A 3,763-nucleotide genomic window follows, 5' to 3' on the forward strand; every position below is an offset into this window, starting at 1 on the left:
GGAGCCCGAGGTCGAGGAACTCGAGGAAGGCGGCCAAAAGGGGCGGGATGAGCAACCCGAGGAACGCGAAGACGATCTTGTCCCCGTAGAACCGTGCGAGCGGGACTCGCAGGAGCGCCAGCTCCCGCGTGGGGGTGCGGACCCACACGCCGGGCGGGAGCGCGCGGATCGCCCAGACCCCGATGCGTTCCTTGCCTGCGGCCGCGGATCCTGACGTCTCTGCCCGGGGGGCGCGGGTCGGCGTCAAGCGGCGGAGGGCGTCGGCGAGGTCGGGTTCGACTGGCATCAGTCGGGCCGTCAGGAGGACGACGCCGAGCCCAACCATGGCTCCCGCGAGCAGCGCGAGCTGCAGCCCGGTCGTCATCGGTTCGCTCCCGGCTGGTGGTCGAGGAAGCGGGGAAGTGGACGACCAGTCGCCATCTGCCGCATCCACACGAGTGTGGCGACGTAGGCCGCAAGCAGGACCGCGAGGATGACCTGACCGAACGGGCTGCGGTACGGCTCGACGTACGTCCCCGAGACCGCCAGGATCACGAGGACCCCGACGCTGATGATGGTGACCCACCGTGCCGTCGAGCGAGGCTTGGCCCGGTCGGCCTCGACCTGGCGGCGGGCGCGTACGTCGGCAGCGACCGACTCGGCCAGTCCTTCGAGCACGGCTGCCAGCCCTGCGCCGCGTCGGCGAGCACCGAGGATCAGATTCGCAGCGACGAGGTCGCCGGTGGCGTCGTCGAGCTCGTCGGCGAAGGCACGGATGGCGTCCTCGGTGACCCAGCGCGCACGCAGCCGAGCCACCAGGCGAGTGACCTCGGGAGCGATCGCGTCCGGGGTCGACCGCAACGTGGCCACGAGGGCCAGCTCGAGACCGACGCCGACCGTCAGCACGCCGGACAGGGCGCGGGTCCATTCCTCCATCGCCTCCAGCCGGCGGATGCGAGCAGCTGCGGGCGGCGAGGAGAGCAGCGTCGGCAGACCGACGACAGCGACCGGGAGGGCGACGAGGGCGAGCGCCCACCCGGTGACCAAGAATGCCACCAACCCGGACACCACACCCGCCGCCAGAAGGGTCCGCGTTCGCCGGGACATGCCACCGAGCCACACCCGACGCGCCGTCGATGGCTTGGGCGCGGGGATCTCCACACGTCGTAGTCCTGCGACGAGTCCAAGGATCCCGGCCACGATCAGCGCGCCACTGAGTGCAGGGACGAGGACGATCATGACCGCGCGTCCTGCTGGGCGAGGAAGCCGGAGAGGTCGAAGCCGTCAGCGGCAAGACTCCGGTAGGCGTCGGGCAACACCGCGGGCGCGGCCCTACCGTTGCGGTCGGCGGTGAAGACGTGCGTGGTGGCGTAGCCGGTGTCGCGTTCACCCGGTTCAATGGCGATGATCTCGGCGACCTGGCGATGCCGATGGGAGGCCCCCTCGGAGGCCGTCGTGCGCAGGTCGAGGTGCACGATCAGGTCGATCGTGGCGGCGAGCTTGCTGGTCGCCAAGCCGTGGGTGACGTGCGGCCCGGCCTCCATCGCACAGGTGACCAACTTGCGGACAGCTGCCACCGCGTTCGAGGCGTGGGTGGTGGAGATGGAGCCAGTACCGGACTCCATCGCCTTGATCATCGCCCAGATCTCCCTGCCTCGGACCTCGCCGACGATCTGGCGCGACAGGTTGAAGCGGAAGGAATCGACCAGGGCCTCGTCGAGGGTGAACTCCCCGGCCTGCCTGCCGTCGAGACCCCGCTCGCCGGAGCCAGGTCTGGCCTCCCAGGCGTGGACGATCTCGTGGCGATCGAGCTCGTGGAGGTGCAGCTCGTACTCGGTCTCGAACGTTCCGATGGCCTCGAGCGGGTCGATCTCGGCACACAAGGCGCGCACGAGGGTGGTCTTGCCGGCTCCCTGACTGCCAGACACGACGATGCTCTTGCGAGCACGTACGGCGGCGCGGAGGAAGGAGGCCGCGACCGGTGACAGCATGTCTCGGTCGACGAGCTCGTCGAGGGTGATGCTCATCAAGCGGTGGCGGCGGATCACGACCGACGGTCGAGGCGTCACCCACGCCGCGGCGGCGAGCCTGGCGCCGCCGTCGAGGCGCAGGTGCAGCTTCGGCTGGGCCGCGGAGAAGCCGCGGGCGTTCACCTCGCTACGGGAGGCGAGGAAGACCAGGAAGTCGATGAGCTCCTCGTCGGAGTCCGCGACCGCTGTTCCTCGGGTCAGGGAACCATCGATGAGCTCGAGCATGACTCGGTCGTGCCCGGTGATGATGATGTTCTCCACCCGGTCGTCGTCCACGAGGGGCTGGAGACGACCGAGCCGGAACAGTGCGTCGAAGACCGCACGGGCCATGGCGTCCTGATGGGCGATCGTCCAGGCTGTGCCACCGGCGTTGACCTCGTCCGCCAGTGCGCTGTCGATCAGTTCCAGCACGATGGAGCGGCCGAGCTCCTGCTGCGATGCCGGACCAAGACGAGCCCGATCGGCAGCGATCGACTGGCTCAGCTGCTCGGAGGCTTGAGCACGCAGTGCGGCCACCAAACCCCAGTCGAGGTTCGGTGCTTGTGACGGATACGGGGGGCTGACGCCTGTTAGCTCACGTTCAACCACGGGGCCTTTGAGCGGCGGGATGGGTTGCGCGAACAGCGGCAGCTTGGCGACGTCGGCCGCCTCGACGGGGGTGTCGATCTCAGCCCGGCTGGTCATCGAGTGGCCTCCGCCAGCTCGATGCGCTCGCTGGCAATGCGTGCCCGGATCGCCTCGATTGCCGCCTGCAGACTCCGTACAAGCGGACCGGTCTCGAAGCGGCGAGGGGGAGCGGCTCCACGGTGATAGACAGCTGCGGCGTCCCTGTCGACGGCGACAGCGCCCACCACCGGAAGCCCCAGCACGGACGCCACCTCCCTGCGGGAGTAGGGCTGGCCCTCGCCCACGAGCAGGACGCATGCATCACGCCATGCGGCGGCCTTCCGCACCGTATCGGACCACGATCGCGCCGCAGCAAGCGCTGGGAGTGTGGTCCGGGTGACAAGGAGAGACACGTCTGCGTTCGCGAGCAGCGGTTCGGGCGACCCGACCAGACCGAGACGTCCGGCGTCGACGATCACGTCCTGACCAGTCGCGTCGAGATCGGTCAACGCTTCGGAAAGTGGCTGCCACAAGTCGCGCAGGCCCGCGGACTGAGCGTGAGATCGGGTGCCAGCGATGAACCCCGCCGTGGAGCCTTCGAAGCGCTGGACCACACCCGGCAGTGCGTCGGTGATGTCGTAGGACGACAAGGCGAGCTCGATCAGCCCTGAGTCATACTCCCGTGCGCCGCGGAAGAAGCCGGCCAGAACCCCCGAGCCACCCGTCGGATCGGCCTCGACCAACAGCACAGGTCGCGGCCAGAGGAGCGTCAGGCCCAATGCGGTCGTGGTGACACCCGGCGAACCGGACGCCGAGGTGAGCGCGATGACGGCCACGACCTCACCTCTCCCGCGAATCGAGGACGAGCGCGACGTTGCCCGTGGCGGCACGTGCGGCGAGGACGGTGGCATCGGCATGCGAGACCAGAACGTCGACGACCAAGACGCCGCTCTCGGCGTCGTAGCTGACCCCCCCGACCTCGGCATCGTTGAACGCCGGAGGGCCCGACGACTGCTCACCACCCGGGGGCGGGGTAACCACGAGCCGCACCCGGTCTCCGGCCTGCAGCGCCATTCCCGGTGACTGGGCTGGCGAGAGGGCAACCCCGACGATCGATGCCCCGTCCCCGGGAACCGTCTCCGTGGTGG

At 69.4% G+C, this 3,763-nt stretch carries 3 protein-coding genes and 2 pseudogenes; all 5 read right to left on the minus strand.

The window, feature by feature from the left end:
• Positions 1-364 (minus strand): annotated as a pseudogene (locus tag K4G59_RS19655) (hypothetical protein); the annotation flags it as partial.
• On the minus strand, positions 361-1,035 hold the full coding sequence (locus K4G59_RS19660) for a type II secretion system F family protein (RefSeq protein WP_231252759.1): 675 nt from the start codon (positions 1,033-1,035) through the stop codon (positions 361-363). The gene K4G59_RS19660 and the pseudogene K4G59_RS19655, both read right to left, overlap by 4 nt.
• 179 nt (positions 1,036-1,214) lie before the next feature.
• Positions 1,215-2,693 carry a TadA family conjugal transfer-associated ATPase gene (locus tag K4G59_RS19665; RefSeq protein WP_231252760.1) on the minus strand — a complete coding sequence of 493 codons (1,479 nt, stop codon included), beginning with the start codon at positions 2,691-2,693 and terminating at the stop codon, positions 1,215-1,217.
• Positions 2,690-3,451: a hypothetical protein gene (locus tag K4G59_RS19670; protein ID WP_231252761.1), complete on the minus strand. Its 762-nt coding sequence runs from the start codon at positions 3,449-3,451 to the stop codon at positions 2,690-2,692. Before K4G59_RS19670 ends, K4G59_RS19665 begins: the two co-directional genes overlap by 4 nt.
• A 4-nt stretch (positions 3,452-3,455) precedes the next feature.
• Positions 3,456-3,763 (minus strand): annotated as a pseudogene (locus K4G59_RS19675) (SAF domain-containing protein); the annotation flags it as partial.

Source organism: Nocardioides furvisabuli (assembly GCF_021083185.1).
Taxonomy (GTDB): domain Bacteria; phylum Actinomycetota; class Actinomycetes; order Propionibacteriales; family Nocardioidaceae; genus Nocardioides; species Nocardioides furvisabuli.